General features: G+C 34.3%; 20 protein-coding genes. 2 read left to right on the forward strand and 18 right to left on the reverse strand.

Features of this window, described 5'->3' with window-relative positions; translation table 11 throughout:
- Positions 1-28: 28 nt before the first annotated feature.
- Positions 29-1,066, reverse strand: coding sequence for a DNA polymerase III subunit delta (gene holA / locus ACVBD2_RS06575; RefSeq protein ID WP_000879626.1), 1,038 nt, complete (start codon positions 1,064-1,066; stop codon positions 29-31).
- 32 nt (positions 1,067-1,098) lie between these two features.
- Complete coding sequence (locus ACVBD2_RS06580) at positions 1,099-2,034, reverse strand: dihydroorotate oxidase (protein ID WP_000255190.1); 936 nt, start codon at positions 2,032-2,034, stop codon at positions 1,099-1,101.
- 230 nt (positions 2,035-2,264) lie between these two features.
- Between ACVBD2_RS06580 and gdhA the strand changes: the two genes are divergently transcribed.
- Both gdhA and ACVBD2_RS06590 read left to right on the forward strand, forming a co-directional pair.
- A complete protein-coding gene (gdhA, locus tag ACVBD2_RS06585; protein WP_461685449.1) occupies positions 2,265-3,611 on the forward strand; it encodes an NADP-specific glutamate dehydrogenase in 1,347 nt (448 codons plus the stop codon).
- A gap of 31 nt (positions 3,612-3,642) precedes the next feature.
- A complete protein-coding gene (locus ACVBD2_RS06590) occupies positions 3,643-4,128 on the forward strand; it encodes a GNAT family N-acetyltransferase (RefSeq protein WP_461686297.1) in 486 nt (161 codons plus the stop codon).
- A gap of 160 nt (positions 4,129-4,288) precedes the next feature.
- Here the strand turns inward: ACVBD2_RS06590 and ACVBD2_RS06595 are convergent, their stop codons facing one another.
- From ACVBD2_RS06595 to galE, 16 genes are all read right to left on the reverse strand, one after another.
- Positions 4,289-4,657 (reverse strand): EXLDI protein, encoded by a 369-nt coding sequence (locus ACVBD2_RS06595; RefSeq protein ID WP_461685450.1) that lies wholly within the window; start codon positions 4,655-4,657, stop codon positions 4,289-4,291.
- A 62-nt stretch (positions 4,658-4,719) separates the two neighbouring features.
- A complete protein-coding gene (locus tag ACVBD2_RS06600) occupies positions 4,720-5,622 on the reverse strand; it encodes a DUF2268 domain-containing putative Zn-dependent protease (RefSeq protein WP_461685451.1) in 903 nt (300 codons plus the stop codon).
- Positions 5,623-6,100: 478 nt separating this feature from the next.
- The gene (locus ACVBD2_RS06605; protein WP_461685452.1) at positions 6,101-7,288 is read right to left on the reverse strand and encodes a tyrosine-type recombinase/integrase; all 1,188 of its coding nucleotides are present in this window, start codon (positions 7,286-7,288) and stop codon (positions 6,101-6,103) included.
- Positions 7,260-7,529 carry a DUF3173 family protein gene (locus tag ACVBD2_RS06610; RefSeq protein ID WP_000450956.1) on the reverse strand — a complete coding sequence of 90 codons (270 nt, stop codon included), beginning with the start codon at positions 7,527-7,529 and terminating at the stop codon, positions 7,260-7,262. Before ACVBD2_RS06610 ends, ACVBD2_RS06605 begins: the two co-directional genes overlap by 29 nt.
- 269 nt (positions 7,530-7,798) lie before the next feature.
- Complete coding sequence (locus ACVBD2_RS06615) at positions 7,799-8,026, reverse strand: helix-turn-helix domain-containing protein (RefSeq protein WP_000919634.1); 228 nt, start codon at positions 8,024-8,026, stop codon at positions 7,799-7,801.
- A 103-nt stretch (positions 8,027-8,129) separates the two neighbouring features.
- Entirely contained in the window at positions 8,130-9,959 is a 1,830-nt protein-coding gene (locus ACVBD2_RS06620) for an SAG1250 family conjugative relaxase (RefSeq protein WP_223140871.1), read from the reverse strand.
- Positions 9,946-10,311 carry a MobC family plasmid mobilization relaxosome protein gene (locus ACVBD2_RS06625; protein WP_461685453.1) on the reverse strand — a complete coding sequence of 122 codons (366 nt, stop codon included), beginning with the start codon at positions 10,309-10,311 and terminating at the stop codon, positions 9,946-9,948. Before ACVBD2_RS06625 ends, ACVBD2_RS06620 begins: the two co-directional genes overlap by 14 nt.
- 4 nt (positions 10,312-10,315) lie before the next feature.
- Complete coding sequence (locus ACVBD2_RS06630; protein ID WP_000817504.1) at positions 10,316-10,672, reverse strand: SAG1252 family conjugative relaxosome accessory protein; 357 nt, start codon at positions 10,670-10,672, stop codon at positions 10,316-10,318.
- Between the two features lie 372 nt (positions 10,673-11,044).
- A complete protein-coding gene (locus ACVBD2_RS06635; RefSeq protein WP_461685454.1) occupies positions 11,045-11,746 on the reverse strand; it encodes an MgtC/SapB family protein in 702 nt (233 codons plus the stop codon).
- A 96-nt stretch (positions 11,747-11,842) separates the two neighbouring features.
- The gene (locus ACVBD2_RS06640) at positions 11,843-12,844 is read right to left on the reverse strand and encodes a LacI family DNA-binding transcriptional regulator (RefSeq protein WP_461685455.1); all 1,002 of its coding nucleotides are present in this window, start codon (positions 12,842-12,844) and stop codon (positions 11,843-11,845) included.
- Positions 12,845-13,429: 585 nt separating this feature from the next.
- On the reverse strand, positions 13,430-14,140 hold the full coding sequence (locus ACVBD2_RS06645) for an MgtC/SapB family protein (RefSeq protein ID WP_250316018.1): 711 nt from the start codon (positions 14,138-14,140) through the stop codon (positions 13,430-13,432).
- Positions 14,141-14,142: 2 nt separating this feature from the next.
- Complete coding sequence (locus ACVBD2_RS06650; RefSeq protein WP_223140868.1) at positions 14,143-15,834, reverse strand: ABC transporter permease; 1,692 nt, start codon at positions 15,832-15,834, stop codon at positions 14,143-14,145.
- Between the two features lie 11 nt (positions 15,835-15,845).
- Positions 15,846-16,856: an ABC transporter ATP-binding protein gene (locus tag ACVBD2_RS06655; protein WP_223140867.1), complete on the reverse strand. Its 1,011-nt coding sequence runs from the start codon at positions 16,854-16,856 to the stop codon at positions 15,846-15,848.
- Between the two features lie 103 nt (positions 16,857-16,959).
- Positions 16,960-18,039: an extracellular solute-binding protein gene (locus ACVBD2_RS06660; protein ID WP_223140866.1), complete on the reverse strand. Its 1,080-nt coding sequence runs from the start codon at positions 18,037-18,039 to the stop codon at positions 16,960-16,962.
- A 37-nt stretch (positions 18,040-18,076) separates the two neighbouring features.
- Positions 18,077-18,733, reverse strand: a complete 657-nt coding sequence (locus tag ACVBD2_RS06665; RefSeq protein WP_000793817.1) for a DUF1868 domain-containing protein — start codon at positions 18,731-18,733, stop codon at positions 18,077-18,079.
- Between the two features lie 154 nt (positions 18,734-18,887).
- Positions 18,888-19,901: a UDP-glucose 4-epimerase GalE gene (galE, locus tag ACVBD2_RS06670; protein ID WP_250316015.1), complete on the reverse strand. Its 1,014-nt coding sequence runs from the start codon at positions 19,899-19,901 to the stop codon at positions 18,888-18,890.
- Positions 19,902-19,904: the final 3 nt, after the last annotated feature.

Here is a 19,904-nt window from a genome sequence, read left to right on the forward strand (position 1 = left end):
AATCATCCTCTTTTTTCAAGTTTTTTGCTCAATTTGCTTCTGCCGCAATCTGCAAGAGTGCCTTTTCAAACAGGTAGCCTTTTTCATAGACACCTGTCTTAATCTGGTAGTCTGTTTCAATCAAATAAGAAATCGCTCGCTTGAGAAAGGCCAAGGAAATCCCTCTCGAATCTCTCAATGCAAACTTGATTTGATAAGGATTAGGATTGCGCCCCAAGTAAGTTCCCAGACTACTTGCAATCTGCGATTCCGTCTGACCAGCTTCTGATAAAATCTTCACTTGGGTAAAGGTACGAAACTGTCCTAACATGACAGCTATGAGCTTAATCTCGTCTTCCCCTTGCAAGGTCAAATCTCTAACCAAGTCACGGGCCTGGTCGATCTTTTTACCCAAGATAAGCTGAGTCAAATCAAAAATATTGTCCTGCAAGGTCTTAGGAATAGCCTCGACAATGTCCTTCTCCTCTATCACGCCGTCGGATTTATAAGACTGTAAAAAAAGGAGGTTTTTCTGGATTTCACTAAATTGAAAACCAGATTTGATAAGTAGATTTTCAAAGGATTGCCCCACAAACTGCAGACCTTGTTTTTGGCTCCATTTTTGGAAATACTGGCGGAGTTCTTGTTCCTTAGCCTCGATAGCATCAAATACTGTCGCGTCACGCTTGAGCAGTTTGACCAATCGTCTCTTGCTATCCAGTTTTCCTTCTGCAAAAATCAAAAGTTTAGTCGTCGGTGAAGGATTATCAAGGTATTCCTCAAATGACTTGAGCTCATCATCTGTTAAAAAGCGTTTCTTGGCTGTTGTGATATCGACAAAATGATCTAATATCACGATTTTTTCATCCGCAAAGAAAGGGAGACTGACCAACTCCAACTCCAAGTCTTTATAAGCTACTTCTTTCATATCAAAGTAAGCAAAGTTTAGATCAGCTGGATCATAACCAATCTGCCTCAACACTTGACTCTTCAGAACTTCAAACTGGCCCTGGTCTGTCCCTGTAAATAGGTTCAAGCTAGATAGACTTGATAAAGTCAACTTCTGACTGTCTTCAATGGCTAGCATCTTCTCTCCTTTCTTCTGATTTTTTATTAAACTTAATCAATATAGCGCAATTTCCCACGGAAATCTTCTAGGTTCTCATAACCTTTTTCTGCCATGATTGCTTTTAGTTCATTGGTAATGCGTTCAAAAGCACCGACACCTTCTTTGTGGAGCGTCGTTCCTACTTGCACCATACTAGCACCGCAAAGGATGTGTTCAAAGGCATCACGACCCGTTAGAACACCACCCGTTCCAATGATTTGGATTTGAGGATTTAAGCGTTGATAGAAAGCATGAACATTAGCGAGAGCAGTCGGTTTGATATACTCTCCACCAATGCCACCAAAACCATTTTTAGGACGAATCACGACCGACTCGTCTTCTATATAAAGGCCGTTTCCGATAGAGTTAACACAGTTAACAAACTTAAGAGGATATTTGTTGAAAATAGCTGCCGCTTGGTCAAAGTGGACAATATCAAAATAAGGTGGCAATTTGATCCCAAGAGGTTTGGTAAAGTAGGCAAATACTTCTGCCAAGATACGGTCTGTTGTCTCAAAATCATAGGCAATCTGAGGTTTTCCTGGAACGTTTGGACAAGAGAGATTGAGCTCTGTCAGTCCTTTGAATTCACTCTCTTGAACTTTTTTCAAGATGGTATGTGTTTCTTCTGGAGACATGCCAACTAGAGATAGGAAGAAGGTTCGGTTTGGCTCTTTTTCCTGCAAGTCCAAAAGGTAGTCCAGATAATAATCTAAACCATTATTTGGCAAGCCCATAGAGTTGATAGAACCAAGTGGAACATCTTGGTAACGCGGTTCAGGATTTCCCTGACGGAAGTCCAAGGTTGCTGTCTTCGTGACAAAGGTTCCTGCTGCTGAGTCTTTGACACCTTCTAGTTCCTCTATCGTCATACAAGCCACACCCGCTGCATTCATTAAGCAATTGTCAAACTCAAAGCTAGCTATTTGCGTTTTTGTTGATACCATGATTCTAATCCTCCAGATTCCTTTTATTTCTAATATTATACCATACTTTAAGCTTTTCTCTTTGAGAAAGTTATTTCTAGAGAAAACGTTCGTTTTTTGATAATGCTCTTAGTATTGACTGAATGTAAATTGAAAGAATTTTTAGAAAATTTCTGTTTTTTTCTTTACACTCAAAAAAAATTCTGCTATAATGGCTCATGTAATAAAATATAACAACAAAGGAGAACGATATGACATCTGCTAAAGAATATATCCAAAGCGTGTTTGAAACTGTAAAAGCTCGTAACGGGCATGAGGCTGAATTTCTCCAGGCGGTTGAAGAATTCTTCAGTACCTTGGAGCCTGTCTTTGAAAAACACCCTGAGTATATCGAAGAAAACATCTTGGCACGTATCACTGAGCCTGAGCGCGTAATTTCTTTCCGAGTTCCTTGGGTTGACCGTGATGGAAAAGTCCAAGTTAACCGTGGTTACCGTGTTCAATTCAACTCAGCTGTTGGACCATATAAAGGCGGACTTCGTTTCCACCCAACTGTAAACCAAGGGATTTTGAAATTCCTCGGCTTCGAACAAATCTTTAAAAACGTTTTGACTGGACTTCCAATCGGTGGAGGTAAAGGTGGATCAGACTTCGATCCTAAAGGGAAGACTGATGCTGAAGTGATGCGCTTCTGCCAAAGCTTCATGACTGAATTGCAAAAATACATCGGACCATCACTTGACGTACCTGCTGGTGATATCGGTGTTGGAGGACGCGAAATTGGTTACCTTTACGGACAATACAAACGTCTTAACCAATTTGATGCGGGTGTCTTGACTGGTAAACCTCTTGGATTTGGTGGTAGCTTGATTCGTCCAGAAGCAACTGGTTATGGATTGGTTTACTATACTGAAGAAATGCTCAAAGCTAATGGTAACAGTTTTGCTGGTAAGAAAGTGGTTATTTCAGGTTCTGGTAACGTAGCTCAATACGCTCTTCAAAAAGCGACTGAACTCGGTGCAACTGTTATCTCTGTATCTGACTCAAATGGTTATGTCATCGACGAAAATGGTATTGACTTCGATCTTTTGGTTGATGTTAAAGAAAAACGCCGTGCTCGTTTGACTGAGTATGCAGCTGAGAAAGCAACTGCAACTTACCATGAAGGTTCTGTATGGACTTTCGCTGGTAACTACGACATCGCTCTTCCATGTGCGACTCAAAACGAAATCAATGGTGACGCAGCTAAACGTTTGGTTGCTCAAGGCGTTATCTGTGTATCTGAAGGTGCTAACATGCCTAGTGACCTTGATGCGATTAAAGTCTACAAAGAAAACGGAATCCTTTACGGACCTGCCAAAGCTGCCAACGCTGGTGGTGTAGCTGTATCAGCGCTTGAAATGAGCCAAAACAGCCTTCGCCTTTCATGGACCCGTGAAGAAGTTGATGGACGCCTCAAAGACATCATGACAAATATCTTCAATACAGCTAAAACAACTGCTGAAACATACGGTCTTGGTACTGACTACCTTGCAGGAGCAAATATCGCTGCCTTCGAAAACGTAGCAAACGCTATGATTGCACAAGGTATTGTTTAATTAGTCAATACATCTTATCGGAGGACAAATGATGAACTTACGGCCAATGGAAGTAAGAGATAATCCAGCTGTAGCACAACTCATTCGAGCTAGTCTTGAAGAATTCGGGCTTGACAAACCAGGAACTGTCTACTTTGATTCTCATCTAGATCATTTGGCCGACTATTATCAACAGCAAGAGAGAGCAGCTTACTTTGTCCTGGAATACGAAGGACAGCTGGTTGGCTGTGGTGGCTTTGCACCAGTGTCCGATAAGATTGCTGAATTACAAAAACTGTATGTCACTAAAAATAGCCGTGGCAAAGGTTATTCCAGCCGGTTGATAAAGCGGATATTCCAGGAAGCCCGCCTAGCAGGTTATGAACAGCTTTATCTAGAAACCTCTACTGAACTGACTACGGCTGTGGCAATCTATCAGCACTATGGTTTCTCATCACTGCAAGAACCACTTTCTAACGCCGCCGGCCACCCAGCTATGAATATCTGGATGATAAAATCCCTCTCATCAGATGAATAGATGGCAGTATACTATGGTCGACTCGAGGACATCAGTATCAAGCTCCTCAAGACAGCTAAAACAACTTTTAAAAATGTACCCAATGCTATGATAGTTAAGGTATTGTTTCAGCACTATCAAACTAGAAGAAATCCGACTGCTTATGAAAGCAGTCGGATTTTTATATATCTAATTTTTCAAAAAATTTGCCTGTTGACTGCTTTTCTTTTAACTTCTCCAGTAGCTCATCCTCTAGAAAAGGACTCAGGTCGCCAAAATCTTGGCAAACCTTAAAAACCGTCTCTTTGTCTATCTGACCATAAGCTAATTCATAATAGTCCTTATTATGATGCCAGTTCTGGTCATAGTTGACATCTGTTCGCTGATAGTAAACGATATTCTGCTTCGGAGTCAGGTAAAGCTTCTGTGTTAGAATGTTTTTCTGATCTTTGGATAGTTTGCTACGACTGAAAATCTTGACACCTTGAAAAATCTTGCGCTCATGGATACCTTGATTTGTGACTTTTAATTCAACTCTTTTATAGTGCATATAGTTACCTCCAGAAATTACCTACATTATATCAAACTCTGGCAGATTTGCAAGCAAAAGTGTCATTTCCAAAAGTCTTTCGTCGCCTCTAAAATCTCTTCTGTAGGCGTCACTGTAGCCTCAATAATGTTCTTGCCAGTTTTTTTCAGATAGGCTTGTATCAGATGATAGCCATAAGCATAGCCTGCAGCATAGGGCATTCCAACCGGTATCTGCCCCTGTATCTCAGCTATTTCATCACCGTAGAGATAAGGAGCCATTTCCGCCATCCCCGTTAGCTGAAGCTGACTTGAGATGATGGGCTTAATCTCTTCTAACTGCTCTGGACTGGTTGAAGTGACCCAAGGCCCAATGAGATCTTTGCCATAGAGCTCAGCAGCAAAAGACTCTGCCAATCCTTCACTGACTACCCAGTCTGCTAGTGTCGTCTGCTGGTTCCATTTGACAAATTGAAAGCGGACATTGTGATTGCACTCATGGGCTAACGCTGCCTGCACACGGGGTAAAGTATAGTCATTTGGTAGTAAACTAAGCATGAGGTAGCCTGGAATTCCTCCATCTCCGCTGTAACCCTTATTGAGCTGTAGCATAGGTTTTTCTGGATTGCCTAACAAAATAGTAAAATAGTAATCCTCAACTTCTAAATCATAGCCAGCTTGCTCAAAAAGATCGATACTCCTCTTGATGGTATCTTGACAATTTTGCCAGAGTTGATCAGAGCTCAGAGCATCAATAGCTGGTCTATCCTTTTCTGACAAAGTGCTGGGTAGCTGATTCATAAAGCCAAGTAGGAAAAGAGCATCAAATCCTCCAGGATACTTTGCTTTCAGAGGAATGTGTTGCGTTTGGTATTTGGTTGCAAAAGGTGCTAATATTTTAGCTCGAAAGTAACCTTCTCTCTTTTCTAAAGGAAGCTCGAGCATCTCTTGGTAAACTTTATCTGAACGAATCATATTGATTTGCATAATAATCTCCTTTCTTATCTACTATTAGTATACTCCCTCCCCTAAGGTCAGGGTCAAGAAGAAAATTGAACTATCTATTAAAAATTCATTGAAATTATCTCAAACCGTTCGAAAATTACTTTCAATAAAGTTCTTTAATACTGAGATTATAATATCCGGAGTATCAATAAATTAAAAACTTACTTTTCTACTGTTCATAGGAATGATGATACTAGAAAAAAATAAATCCTGAAGGGTAAAAACTTGTATCATTTTTTATGGAAAGCCTATTATTCAAAACTTGTTTGTCTCCTAGATAAACTATATAATTAGTTCGCCCCTTTTTTGCCCCTTCTTAAACCAAAAGAAAAAACCGCTACTCCTAAGAATAGCGGTTTTATATGTTTTTTAAGCTACAAATGTAGTTGCTCTATTATTTAAGAGTAACAATTTGCAAATCCTATTTTCTCCCAGTATTAGTGGGTTAATTCCTCAATTTTCAACTCTGGCAGGAATTTGGTAGGTAAATTGATAATCCAAGATTATCTAAACTGTTTGTAATCTCTTCTGAAATTGTTGAATCACCTGAATAATACCAGTGACTATATGTATTCAACGTGGTTGACTTATCAGCGTGTCCTAATCGATATGAAACATATAAAGTATCCTTATGTAACACATTTATAAGATAAGATGCATGACTATGTCTTAATCCTTTCCCCGTAATTTCTGGTACGCCAGTAATCTTAGCATGCCTTTTTATTATCCTAGAAATTGTAGACTTACACAAGGGGGCACCAAAACGTGATACTACATAATCTTTATCATCATTCTTGATTTGAACTTCTCGCCATTTTTTAAGTATTGTAATCGTAAAATCATCTAAATCAATTTTACGATCCCCTGCTATTGTCTTTGTTTGTTGTTTAGCATACCATACACCGTTTTTATCTTTCTCAATTGTCGAATGAACATGAATCCATTTACGTTCAAAATCAATATCTTCCCATTTAAGAGCAATACCCTCACTAACTCTTAAACCAGTCATAAAATATAACCAGATAGTCATGTAATTATGGAGTCCCTCATACTCACTAATATCAAAAGAGTTTATTACCTTCTTAAATTCATCAAATGTCCAAAATTTTGTATCAGGGTGCTTTCCTCTAGGATTATCTAATCCTTTAAAAGGAACTCTATCAATATAACCCAATCTTTCTGCATAGCCCAGACATGCTTTAAATCTAGACCACATATTTTTAGCATAGTTACTAGAATACTTGTCTATAATAGCTAAGCGAAATCTTTCACAGTCAATAGTACTAATATCTGATAATTTTTTAGTACCAAATTGCTTAATAAATAACTGATGATGTGGTAAAGCGGTCTGATAAGTTACAAATTGAACTTTTTGTTGATAATATTTTAAATAAATCTCTTCCATAAACTCTCTAAAAGTTAGAAAACTATTATTAGTAGTAGAGTTCACAAATTCATGTTTTAAACGAAGTATCTCTTCATATGCTTCCTTAAAAGAATTAAACGGTAGTCCTTGTTGATTTTTCCTTCCTTTCTTTTGGATTCTTTTCCCAGTTATTGGATCAACTCCTAATTCAATTTGAAAATAAATTTTTCCTTTTGAATCTTTGTATACACCTTTATATTTCTTTGTCTTTGATATAACCATTTTTCTCACCTTCTATATCTGAAAAAGAAATACCAATTAAATTTTCTACAATATTTTTAGGAGCAATGCCTAACCTTTTATTATCGAAAGGTGAACATCCTAATTGTACCGCATTCTTATCATTTTTTCTAGCTTCTTCAAACTTTTTTACAGCAATTTTTTTTGCTTGTCTAATAATATTCCTCGATGTGTGCTCTGGAAAACCAATCGCAACTAAATCTTTATAGTTTACTGTTTCCATGATTTTACTACTTCCTTTCTTAGATTTTTTCACCTCCATGGCATGACTGATGAAGTCATCATAAGAATTTCACTTGCTGCTCTTTTACGGTGGCAGCCTGAACGGTCAGAAGTATCATTGTATATCATTTGTATCATGGCATATAAAGTATCGCTCTATTTTATTGATGGTTTTAAAATCGCTCTTATCATGGCGAGCCATTCAAATCTGCTCCACAAATGAGGAAAGTACCATTTTGGACTATTCAATTGTCAATGTGCTTTCTTAACCTAATACTTTTTGGAGTAATGGTCTTCTTTATTATCCACTCGACCTACAAGGTAATCTAAACTTACATTATAAAAATCTGCAAGTTTGATAAGGTCATCTATAGAGATTAACCTGGTACCTGATTCCATTTTAGAATACGCTGATCTTGTACAATTTAAGATTGCTTTTGCAACATATTCTTGTGTCAAATCAGTATCCTCGCGTAAATCTCTAATCCTTTTCAACATTCAATGTCTCCTAAAACAAGTATAATATAGTTATTTTCTTATTTTTAAATATGTGACAAATTGGCACATGAAACTATGCTATATATACTTTTTAGGAAACTGTTTACTCTAAATGTATCTCATTTTCCTTAATAGATTTCATATTTTGTTTTTTCTTATATTTCTGTATTGTTTTATTAAACATTTCAAATAAATTTATTGCTTCTCTATGTTGTTCCTTCAGTGTTTCAATCTTTCCTTTATATATGTATAAATCCTTCTCTATTGTATCTACTGAACTTTTACCTTGAATACTATTTTCTAAATTGCTAGAACTATTTATCGTATTATTCAACAATACTTCCTCTAAATTAGTTAAATCATCAATTTTATTTTGGACTTGTTCAATCATATTCTCTAGATATGATATTTGGGCAATGAAATCATTTGTTATATCTTCGAAATCATTCGGACTATTTTCCGCAGATATAAGAAAATCTAATTGTTCTATTTTTTCTCTAATTTCGCTAAGAGGAATTCTTCTATACATATACTGCGGTTCATACTGAAGATTAAATTGCCTAATCAAAGTTTTACCTTTCATAAAGCGATTTTTTTCTGCTGAATCTTTATGGTATACATAGTAAGAACTAGTTTCTCTGAGAAATACTTTAACTTTTTCTTCTTCCATATTGATTTGAATATTTGGTACAAAAATAAGTCCTTCTTGTCGGATGCCAAAATGTACCTTAATGTACATTCCATCGTCTACTACTTCTTCTATTTGATTAAGATTCAACTCTACCTCAAACTCATGAACTGCATCCCTATTTCTCTTGAAATCTTGATAGGATTTCCATACCACCTCTTCTGTCGGCAACTCTTTTTCTTTAATTAGCTTTTCTTCATTGTAAAGTTCAACTAAATTTTTATTATCTAAGACAACAGTTTCATTTTTGTTATTAAAATAGTCTTGAAAATAACTAACACTATACCGATTCGTTTTTACCAATTCCTGCTCTGAAATCTTAATCTCATCAAATTTAAATTGAACATGTTTTTCTTTCGGAATTATTTTTAATCCAAAAAATTCTGCTCGTTGAATCAATTCATTCATATTCTTCATTTTCGGAAGTAAAAATTCTAAGATGTTTATGATTTCCCTTTGAACAAACTTTTTCTTAAAATAAGTTTCATTATAAGGTTGTTTTCTACTCAATTTACTATCACGTACGACTTGTTTCATATTTGAATCAGTCATAAAAAAAGTAACATGCTTGTGTCTAAAATCAATTTTTAAATGTAAAGCTTTTGCTTTATTCTTGAAATCTTCAAAATTTTTCGAGTTCTCGATTAGAAAATATACTCGTTGTTTTATTTCATATTTGTAATTTGTTTTGCGATAAACATCATACTGACGATGCGAATAACGATTTTCTATAATTTTTGCCCCTGCAATTTTTGAAAGACGATCAGAAACCATTCGTAGATTATGTTCTGCCTTATAATCCCATAGAAACTTTTTATCAGAATTCTGATCAATTGAATTTAGGATGATGTGATTGTGGATATGATCTTTATCGACATGAGTTGCCACGATAAATCGAAATCTACCTCCTGTCAACTCTTTAACTGTCTCATAACCAATCCGATTGATTTGTTCAGGAGTGAGATGGTCATCTGGAGAAAAGGACTGAATGATGTGATGAGAATGAATTTTTCGTTGATTTACTTCTTGCCTATCATGACGAAATTCATAAAGAGTATCATTACTTAAAAAATTATCATTGTACATCTTCACTAGTTCTTTATAACTAGGAAAATCTAAATAATTTCTCATACCAAAATCTGAAACTAGTGTTAGATTTTTTGTTTTACTTGGATTCAAAATATATTTGATTAGTTTACTACGATAATTTTTTCCATGAATCGCAAAGTGTTTAGTGATGACCATAAAATTTCCTCAATTTTTCAGATTGAATAAGAAAATCTTTCTCCACTTCTACTATTAACTCTTCTATACCTTTTCTCAACTCATTTAATTCAACTTCCGTTATTAAATTCGAATAATTTATGCTTCTGGCTATTTGATTAATATTATTTCCGATTCGTTTTAATTCAAAAATCAAATCTTGATAACTATTTGTATCAATGGTGATAAAATTCATACCAGGATCTAGTAGAGTTTGTCTAGCATATTCTGAGAATGATAAGCAGTTACTTTTTGAGATATTTTCATTCAATTTGACTAATTCTAGGTCAGATAAAAAGACTTTTTTTAAATTTGTTCTATATCGGTGCTCCACTCTACTACCTCATGTATTTGTTACGAAAATTTTCACTAAGAGGACTTGTTTTTTCTACCTCTTTAATTAATTCCTGAATACAAGTTAACAAAATAGAAACATGTTCTTGAGTAACCTGATGATTTATTTTAGCAATTATTAATATTTCATGAACATCACGGCTAATTTGTTCCAACTTTTGCTGTTTCCAAAGGTTGAAACATTTTTCCATCTGTTTTTGTCCATCAGACAATAGTAAGCTTTTACGAAGAAAATCAGAAAAATTATCCTCTCCTTTCTCTCTCATTAAATCTAGTATTTGTTTTTCCTCCGTTTCTGTTAAGCGAAATTGTTTCCGAATACTACGTATATCTCTTTTCATATGGCTTTTCCTCCTTCATAGATACTTGTACTGACAATGTAAGCTTACAGACACTGTCAGTACGTTTTTCAAAATAGATTCAACATTTTTGTAAGGCTTTGCGAGCTCAGATATTGTGTCCACAATATCCCAAAAATCATATCGCTTGCCATTTCAAATCATACTGTTCAAAAGACAAACGATATGAAAATATGGTGGCTAGCCCCCAAACCCCCAACATAAATCTCAATTAAAAAAAGTATAACAAATACTATTTGAAAAAATTATCACAGAATAAAAGAGCCCAAACGGACTCTTACAAACTTAAATCTATTAAAAACGAAAGGTAGTTGTATTTTTTCTCTAGAAAAATAAAAATTTTAGATAGAAAATTTAACTCTTCATATAATTCTTTAGCTTAAACTCTTTTATTTTTATATTTTTATCTTCATTAAGTAAGAAATCCTCAATATCTATAATCGAAATTTCCTTATCATTCTCAATTGAAATCAAAATATCATAAGAATTATTAGACGACTGTTCTTTTAATTCAACATTATATTTTCTGAAATCAAGTTTCCCTAGATTAGTATAAATCTTACCAAGTAAAGAAATATCAATTGTTTCTAACACTATCTTTGCTTGATAAATTTCATGATTTCTACCATTACTATGTGTCACTAATTGCACAAGAACAACTATGAAACTACAAAAGGAACCAAATATCCAAAAATCAGCACCAATTGCCATACCTATACCAGCAGTAGCCCATATCCCAGCAGCAGTAGTAATTCCACTAACTTTCTTATCCCGGGTAAAAATAATTCCCCCACCTATAAAGCTAATACCACTAACAATTTGAGCTGCGACCCTAGAAGTATCATAGGATGGTGTATCTAAAAATGCTTCTTTTGAGAGAATCATCATTAAAGCCGACGTTAAAGCAACAATTATATGCGTTTTGACTCCTGCTTGCTTGTTACGTGCCTTACGCTCATAACCAATTGCCCACCCACATGCACAAGCGATTAATATTGAAATAACATGCCTTAACTCGACAATACTATTAAATGAATGATTAAAAATTGTAGACATTAATCCCTCCTACCCTAAAATGACATCGGTGTCATAAATTATATTCTACTACTATTTTAATATTTTATCAAATAAAAAATCGGTATTTTTTACCGATTAAAAGCTTTGTCTTCTAATAATTTTTGAAGATATTTCAACGGATTCTATATTTTCACCGTTAATGATTGCTAAAACACCTTCTATCATTTTTTGGGCTAACATAGCATAATTAGGAGAAATAGTAGACAGAGCTGGAGTATAATATTGCGAAATAGGAATATTATCGAATCCAATTATTGAAATATCATCAGGAATGATAATCCCCTTCTCATAGCACGCACGAATCAGCCCTTGAACCTTCTCATCCCCAGAAACAAATATCATATCTGGATGGTTTTGTTTAGTTAAATAGTTTATAGCATATGAATAAACTGAATCAATTGTAGTTAAACCATAAATAACTTGCAAATCCATTAAATAATTTTTATCAGTCAAAAAAGCACGAATACCTTTTTCACGATCCTTATTAACAAGAGATTCCCCTCCCATAAGTAACAACATACTTTTAATATTCTCTTTTGTTACTAATTCCATCATATCATAAGTGGCTTGAAAATTGTTATTAGATACATAAACAACATCAGGTGTTCGAGATTCTCCAAAAACTATAAAAGGCATATTATTCTTCTGTAAATAATTAATCCGAATATCGTCTTTACTTTCATAAAATACTATTACTCCATCTATTAAGCTTCCTGTACTTGAAATTATTGAATTCCTAATCGTATCTTCTTCACCAAAGTATTCAACAATGGCGTTTACACCAAACTCTTTACAAGTTTGTAGAACTCTATCTAGTAAAGTTTGAAACCAAATCAAGGGAAAAGAATCAATCTTTTTAACGGAAATCAAAATGTTTGTAGTTTCTTTCTTAGTCAAATTTTTTGCATATGCATTTGGAACATACGACAACTCATCAATGACTTTTTGAATAGCTCGATAAGTTTCTTCTTTTACCTTTTCACCACCGTTAATAACACGTGAAACAGTTTTTGGAGAAAAACCTGATAAATGTGCAATATCATAAATAGTTACCTTTTTATCGTTTAAATTTTTCACTTTAGTCCTCCATTTATGATTTATCTAATATTATTATACAATATTTACTTTTTTTAACAAGAGAATTTAGTAAAATATTTTAATGTATCTTAACAAAAACTTTAATTTCAAAATTTCTATTTTGTACTCTATTCTTCCGATTCAAAAAAATAACATTGACAATTAAAATTTTTATTCTTTACAATTCTTTCTACTTCACAACTGATAAACTTGTATGAAAATAACTTACCATAAAAATATAAAGAATCATTTTTGGTAAAATCCATTGAAACTATAAATGTATCTAATAACATTTGAACATAGCAGTCTAAGATCGGAATAATCTTTTCCTTATCAATAAGCTTTGTTAGTATATCATCAGCTGGTAAAGAAGACGAAAATACCATTTCACAAATATCATAAAAAGAATGAAATCTATACACTTGCATTAAAGAATTATATTCAAAATACGTTATTCTTCCACAGTCAAAATTAATATTATACACCTTCATTTATGTACACCTTTATACATTGAAAATAATCTTGAGTAATTTTTAATCTAAAAAACAAAGGGACAAGAATAACTGCCCCTTTGTTTATTCTATATCAACTAACTTCTTCAACATAAATAACACCAACAATATCTGCTATTTCTTCCATTAGTTTAAGATGTTCAAACTTACCTGAAAGTTCTAGAGTCATAAATGATGCTATTCTTTTGTCTGGAACATCAAAATATTCAATTCTTTCAGTATTAACATCTCCAAAAGCAGTTCTTGAATCATTCAATCGAATTCCATTTTCTGCACAATAAACTAATACTCGATTATATGCCTCAGTAGATTTAACTACAATATATAATTCAATAACTTTTGAACGACTTTGAAGATATTTTTTTAAAGGCTGAAACATAGTAATCACACTCCACACAGAAATAGCTACTAACAGAGCACCTTCATAAAAACCTACTCCAATAGCTAAACCTATTCCTGCAGAAGCCCAGATTCCTGCTGCAGTTGTCAGACCCGTAACCTTCTTTTTATCTGTGATAAGAATTGTTCCAGCTCCAAGAAAACCAACACCAGAAATAACTTGAGCACCTAAACGTGTCGGATCTCCTGTTCCAAACTTATAAGATACAAATTCATTAGTCATCATAATCAAACAAGCAGCCATACAAACGATACTATGTGTACGAATACCTGCTGGTTGAGATTTACTTCCTCTTTCCAAGCCAATAATACTTCCTATGACCAAAGATAATACGACTCTAATGATAATTTCAATGTATGGTAGTCCCATGCCGGATGATTGCATTACTATTTCCTTTTCTTACCGCGTGGTCTCTGTGTGAAGTATAACACAGTTCCAGAAATAATCATTAGAATAATTGTATAAACGAATACAAGAGCTTGTGCGTTAGATGTTGCTGTTTCATCACCTGCAGAACGGATCGTAATACCTAATGGTTGAGCCAATGGATGATAAAGGAATACAGATAAATCGAAATCGGTCAATAAAGAGTTAAAGTTGAGTGCGATAACAGAGAGAACAACCGGCAAGATGAAAGGAATAATAACCTTCATCATTGTGTAAAATGGTGAAGCCCCCATACTTCTAGCAGCATCCTCCATCTCATCATCAACACTAAATAAGATTGCACGTACCATTCTATAAGAGAATGGAATTTTTACAACAATATAAGCGATTAGCAAAATTACTAAACTACCAACTAGAATCTGGTTAAAGACTAAAAGTTGAGGTTGGTTGAAAGTGAATAATAAACTAACTGCTAGAAGTGTACTTGGTAATAGCCAAGGAAGAAGAGCTCCGTATTCGAACAAGAAATCAAATCGAGCTTTATGTTTACGAACTACTCGCGCAAACACAACAGCAAGAACTGTTGCAGTAGTTGCAGCAATGATAGAATATATAAAGCTGACTAAGAATGGAGAAAACGCAGCACTATTACTAAAGAACAATCTGTAATTATCAAGAGTAAAGTTTGATAATGATAAGTTTCCTGTCTGTATTGCAACTGGGTCAGTAAATGAATACAATACAATGAAAATCAATGGTAACATGAAAACAGTGAACAAAGCATAAGCAACAATATGTGCAATGATATTCCATGGTTTAGATGTGATTTTTTGTTTTTTCAAAGGTGCTTTCGTTTTAGAAATAGAAATATAATTTCCGCCTTTTTCGATCTTGTTCATAATAGTAAGCAAAATCGTAGTGGCAATACCCAAAATAATTGCTAGAAAGGCTGCTAAGTCACGAGAATTTCCCATTCCAGCAAATGTTATGATCATTGGGTTAATAGTTTGGAATTCTTTCCCACCAACAATCATAGGTGCTGCTACTGCTGATAACCCACTTAGAAAAACCATAATTGTCAGAGCGAATAAAGTAGGAATTAGAGTTGGCAATACTACTTTTCTAAACACTGTAAATGGTTTTGCACCCATATTACGTGCAGCTTCAATAGTATGATAGTCTACACTACGAATTGTATTAGTTAGGAATAAGGTGTGATTAGCAGTACCAGAAAATGTCATAATAAATAGAACTGCACCATAACCAATAAACCAGTTAGGATCTAAAGATGGAATAATACTTTGTAAAAATTTGGTAATCATTCCATATGGTCCATAAACGAATTTATAACCAGTAGCCAAAACTACTCCACCGTAGATTAGTGACGTCATGTATCCTAGTTTTAATATTTTAGCTCCTTTAATATCAAAATATTCTGTAAACAATACACAAAGTACACCAACAACATTAACAGTTATAATTAGTGAGAATGCTAACTTAAAACTGTTCATAATACTCTGAATCGCACGTTGAGATTTAAAAGCTCGTTGTACGACATCAAGTGAAAACTCCCCACCTTTCACAAATACATTAACTACTAAATCAAAGTTTGGATAAATGATGAAAGTTACCAAGAACCAGATTAAGCCTAAACGAATGAGCCAATCTTTCCAATTTAATTTATGACGCATACTGCACCTCCTTAAAATTGCAGAACGTCTGATGGTGTGATAAATAATTCCACACTTTCTCCGACAGATCTAATAGCTGACTGACTATCGATACTTGTTACATTAAGAATTTGATTTTCAGATACCTGAACAGTATAGTGAATTGTAACTCCTGAAAATTCCACATCAATAATTGAACCTTTTAAGACAAAATCCTGATCCGTTTCACGTTTAAAGCGAACTTTTTCTAAACGAATGTAACCTTTTTTATCTTCCAAAAGAACATGAGCATTATTTAGAAGAATTCCGTGAACAGTTTCATCTGTAAGTACGTTAATGTCTCCAATGAAATCACATACAAATTCTGTTTGAGAATTATGATAAATTTCTACTGGTGTTCCCACTTGTTCAATAAAACCATTATTAAAGACAGCAATCCTATCAGATAGCGTTAACGCTTCCTCTTGGTCATGTGTAACATATAGAGTCGTAATTCCCAATTCTTTTTGAAGACGTTTCAACTCTTTTCTCAAATCCACACGTAATTTTGCATCTAGGTTTGACAAGGGTTCATCCAAACATAGGATTTTAGGTTCCAGAACAAGAGCACGAGCTAAAGCTACACGCTGCTGTTGTCCTCCAGATAATTCTGAAACGTTACGTTGCAATTGTTGATCTGAAATCTTAATTTTAGCAGCCACTGCAGAAACCTTGGCTTTAATAACATCTGGAGCAACTTTTTTAACCTTTAGACCGAATGCAATATTATCAAAAACTGTCATTGTTGGAAATAGTGCGTAAGATTGGAATACGATCCCGATTCCACGTTTTTCTGGCTCCATATGAGTAACATCTTTCCCATTAACCTCAATTCTTCCAGATGAAGGGTCTAAAAAACCTACCAAAGCTCTCAAAGTTGTTGATTTACCGCATCCAGATGGTCCAAGGAAGGTAAAGAATTCTCCTTCCTTAATATCTAAATTTAGATTATCAATCGCGATAAAATCACCGTATTTAATTTGAATGTTATCAAATTTAATCATATTACTAACTTCCTTTACTTATAAATGAAAAGTCTCTCTTAATTTCTCATGTAGGTTTAGAAACTTTAGAGAGACCTGGAATTTTAAAATTTACACTTATGTCCTATTTTACATATTCTAGTTCAGCTTTTTCAACCCATTCATCCAAATGTTTTCCAACAGCTTCCCAATCAATACTTTGCGGTTTCACTTGATCAACAAATTTCTTAGTAGCTTCTGGTAACTCTTTCACTGCCTCAGTATTTGCAGGAATAGAACCAAAGTTTTTGCTGTACTCTACTTGAATTTCTGTTTGACCAAACCAATCAATAAATTCTTTAGCTAAAGCTTGTTTCTTACTAGTATTCAAAATCATTGTTTGTTCAGTTACAAACGGAACACCAATTTCAGGAGACATTACTTTAAATACAACATTGTTTTCTTTTTGTCCAACTAATGCACCAGAACCCCACATCATACCGTACTGGATTGGGTCATCCTTATCTAACATTTTAACAATTGAACTTTCACCCTTTTGAAGAGTGTATGCATTTTCCAAATATTCTTTAGCTGCTTGCCAACCTTTTTCAGAAACACCCAATTCTCCTTTATCATCTAGATAACGAACAAGAATACTTGCCAAGATAGCACGCCCTGTTCCACCTGAGAGTCCAGAAATTGAATATTTACCTTTATACTTGCTACCTAACTCAGTCCAATCTTTAGGCATTTCAGTAACATCAGGAGCACCAATCAAGACCAATGGTTGAACAATTACAGGATTGTAATAATTATCTTTATCTGATAAAGATTGGTCAATTTTATCTAACCATTTAGGCTTGTACTGTACTAGTAATTTTTGATCTCTAATTTTATTTGAATCAACAGCTCCAATACCAAATACCATATCAGCTACTGCATTATTTTTTTCAGCAATAACACGATCTGCCAACTGAGCACCTGGAATGTCAACCATTTTAATATTGAAACCAGCTTCTTTTGCTTTAGCAGTTAGCCAATCTCCACGTCCGTTTGAAACAGAGTTAGAATAAATTACTAATTCTTGGCTCTTATCAGCTTTTTCTTCTGATTGAGGTGTATCGCTCGAAGAATTTGATGAATTAGTTGAACCACCTGAACATGCTGCCAATGTTGTAACCGCAACTCCTGCAGCTAAAAACGATAATAATTTAGATTTTTTCATATGAAATCTCCTTTTTATTTTTAATTATAATTTTATTTTAAAATTTTTCGCAATATGGAACAAAGCGTCTCATATCTTCAAATACTGTGTAATCGATACGATTTACTGTAATGACAGGAATCTTTTCAAGCAGAACTTCGGTTAATTCCTTTTTCACTTTAGTAAACTCTTCATTTTCTTCTTCAGTTAATGGAACTCGAAGATATCCAATTGAGATATGGAATTGATAGCGATCATGATTAGGGAATCGAACACCTGCTTTTTCAGAAACATATGTTCTAATTTCTTCTAATCGTTTAGCTGATTTTTCATCGGCTGGTTCTACTAAAATGTTTTGATTTCCCATTTCAGTCACACGCATATGAATATCTTCGTTTAGCAATGGGAAAATTTCTAGTTGTTTTGCAAAGTAATCATGAATTTCTTGTAATGGCGTATCCAATGGTAGATGGCTACTCCAAAATTCTGGCTCACGATTTTCATGGCAAAGCAATTCAATTACAGTCATATGAATAGAATCTCTTGGAGTTAATGTGAATTTGTCTATAAATGGTAACTCTCTATAGCGTGATTGAATGATATCAACAACTTCCATCAAATCTGAATTAGTATAAAGATTTGCTACAACTGTATTTCCGGGAAAATGATTAAATTCTCCGTTCTCTTTGAACTTAATTTTTGTTAAGTTTTTCATAAACAGACCTTCTTTTATATTTTTTGACATCGGTGTCATTCATATTTGTATTATACAATGTAACCGTTTACTTTGTCAAGCGCTTTCATTGTTTTTTTTAAAATTTTTTTTAATTTTTTTTATATATACATGTTACAAGACTACTTGAACTTTATTATTTATTGTATCCATTAGGATTTTTTGATTGCCAATTCCATGTATCTCTACACATGTCTTCGACCGTTTTTGTAGTCTTCCAATTTAATTCCTTATACGCCTTATCTGCATTTGCATAACAAGTCGCAACGTCTCCTGATCGTCTTGGTACAATTTTATACGGAATTGGAACCTTATTAACACTTTCAAATGTATTTACAAGTTGTAATACACTTGTGCCTTCTCCTGAACCAAGGTTATAAATATAAACATCTGTTTTTTCAGATACTTTTTCTAAAGCTTTTATATGCCCTATCGCTAAATCCACTACATGGATATAATCGCGAACACCAGTACCATCTACCGTATCATAATCATCTCCAAAAACACTTAGCTCTGGTCGCTTACCTACCGCTACTTGTGCAATAAAAGGCATTAAGTTGTTAGGAATGCCTGATGGATCTTCTCCAATCAACCCAGACTCATGAGCACCAATCGGATTGAAATAACGAAGCAACGCAATACTCCACTCTGAATCTGCTACATGAACATCTTTTAAAATTTGTTCAAGCATCACTTTTGTGTACCCATACGGATTCGTTGCACTTGTTGGCATCGTCTCAATAAGAGGAGACTGATTGTGAACGCCGTATACAGTCGCACTCGATGAAAATACAATCTTTTTAACATTAAACTCTGACATCACTTCAACAAGAGATAATGTACTCATAATATTATTTTCGTAGTACATCACAGGCTTTTGCACGGATTCGCCGACAGCTTTGTATCCTGCAAAATGAATTGCAGCCTCAATAGATTCTTGTTCAAAAACTTTTCTCAATCCTTGTTTATCACAAACATCTAATTCGTAAAACGCAGGACGTTGCCCTGTAATTGCTTCAATACGATCCAATACTAAAATGCTTGAGTTTGAAAGGTTGTCGACAATAACGACTTCCTTTCCTAAATTTAGTAATTCTACTACGGTATGGCTACCAATATAACCAGCTCCGCCTGTTACCAATATTGCCATTTT

Source organism: Streptococcus sp. KHUD_018 (assembly GCF_054861215.1).

Bases quoted from the DNA above. Each gene is read 5' to 3' on its own strand.
- holA (WP_000879626.1), bottom strand. From the start codon at position 1,066: ATGCTAGCCATTGAAGACAGTCAGAAGTTGACTTTATCAAGTCTATCT.
- ACVBD2_RS06580 (WP_000255190.1), bottom strand. From the start codon at position 2,034: ATGGTATCAACAAAAACGCAAATAGCTAGCTTTGAGTTTGACAATTGC.
- gdhA (WP_461685449.1), top strand. From the start codon at position 2,265: ATGACATCTGCTAAAGAATATATCCAAAGCGTGTTTGAAACTGTAAAA.
- ACVBD2_RS06590 (WP_461686297.1), top strand. From the start codon at position 3,643: ATGAACTTACGGCCAATGGAAGTAAGAGATAATCCAGCTGTAGCACAA.
- ACVBD2_RS06595 (WP_461685450.1), bottom strand. From the start codon at position 4,657: ATGCACTATAAAAGAGTTGAATTAAAAGTCACAAATCAAGGTATCCAT.
- ACVBD2_RS06600 (WP_461685451.1), bottom strand. From the start codon at position 5,622: ATGCAAATCAATATGATTCGTTCAGATAAAGTTTACCAAGAGATGCTC.
- ACVBD2_RS06605 (WP_461685452.1), bottom strand. From the start codon at position 7,288: ATGGTTATATCAAAGACAAAGAAATATAAAGGTGTATACAAAGATTCA.
- ACVBD2_RS06610 (WP_000450956.1), bottom strand. From the start codon at position 7,529: ATGGAAACAGTAAACTATAAAGATTTAGTTGCGATTGGTTTTCCAGAG.
- ACVBD2_RS06615 (WP_000919634.1), bottom strand. From the start codon at position 8,026: ATGTTGAAAAGGATTAGAGATTTACGCGAGGATACTGATTTGACACAA.
- ACVBD2_RS06620 (WP_223140871.1), bottom strand. From the start codon at position 9,959: ATGGTCATCACTAAACACTTTGCGATTCATGGAAAAAATTATCGTAGT.
- ACVBD2_RS06630 (WP_000817504.1), bottom strand. From the start codon at position 10,672: ATGAAAAGAGATATACGTAGTATTCGGAAACAATTTCGCTTAACAGAA.
- ACVBD2_RS06635 (WP_461685454.1), bottom strand. From the start codon at position 11,746: ATGTCTACAATTTTTAATCATTCATTTAATAGTATTGTCGAGTTAAGG.
- ACVBD2_RS06645 (WP_250316018.1), bottom strand. From the start codon at position 14,140: ATGCAATCATCCGGCATGGGACTACCATACATTGAAATTATCATTAGA.
- ACVBD2_RS06650 (WP_223140868.1), bottom strand. From the start codon at position 15,834: ATGCGTCATAAATTAAATTGGAAAGATTGGCTCATTCGTTTAGGCTTA.
- ACVBD2_RS06655 (WP_223140867.1), bottom strand. From the start codon at position 16,856: ATGATTAAATTTGATAACATTCAAATTAAATACGGTGATTTTATCGCG.
- ACVBD2_RS06660 (WP_223140866.1), bottom strand. From the start codon at position 18,039: ATGAAAAAATCTAAATTATTATCGTTTTTAGCTGCAGGAGTTGCGGTT.
- ACVBD2_RS06665 (WP_000793817.1), bottom strand. From the start codon at position 18,733: ATGAAAAACTTAACAAAAATTAAGTTCAAAGAGAACGGAGAATTTAAT.
- galE (WP_250316015.1), bottom strand. From the start codon at position 19,901: ATGGCAATATTGGTAACAGGCGGAGCTGGTTATATTGGTAGCCATACC.